Below are 627 nucleotides of genomic sequence, written 5' to 3' on the forward strand. Positions count from 1 at the left end.
CTGCTTCTGATTCGCCAAACGCTGCGTGCGGTACAGATTCACCGCACCGGCCTGCGGGTGAAAGGCCGCCACCTCAAGCGCATCACCGAACTGGGCGGCGAGAAACTCCGCACCGGTCATGGTGGTGCCATCAGTCATGGCCAAGAGCACATCATCACCATTGCCATCCAAGATGCGCAGATAATCCGGCAACGGTACTAACACCGTCGGACGCGGCGCTGCAGTAGCCACCTTGCCCTCGCCGAAGAAGATGCCAATCAGGTTCTCGGCAATCTGGGCAGCTGCAGGACGCTCCGGGTCAATACCTAACCGCCCGGCGTGTTCCATATCGGAGATCTCCCGCTCGTCATAGGTTAAGTGCAGGGTGCGTTTGCCGTTTCGCGACGGGCCGAACTTCGCCGCATCCACCGCCGGTGTCTTATCCGCCGGCACCAACGTACGGGCTGCAGCCTCAATCGCCCGGTAGCCACCTTCGACCTCAAGTAAGGCAAGGCGCAGCGCCCACCGCTGGGAGGCATCCTTGACCGGTGCGATGCGGCGCTCGATCAGTGCGAGCTCGTCCAGCGAGAACGCCCGAGCTCGCGTAGCGGCCACCGCCTGTTTGCGCGTGAACTTGGTGCGCCCGAA

Annotated in this window: 1 pseudogene; it reads right to left on the minus strand. The window is 62.8% G+C overall.

Annotation, left to right across the window (positions count from 1 at the left end):
- Nucleotides 1-627 (minus strand): annotated as a pseudogene (locus HMPREF3171_RS12095) (HNH endonuclease signature motif containing protein); the annotation flags it as partial.

The organism is Corynebacterium sp. HMSC08F01 (assembly GCF_001807545.1).
In the GTDB taxonomy this organism is placed as follows: domain Bacteria; phylum Actinomycetota; class Actinomycetes; order Mycobacteriales; family Mycobacteriaceae; genus Corynebacterium; species Corynebacterium coyleae.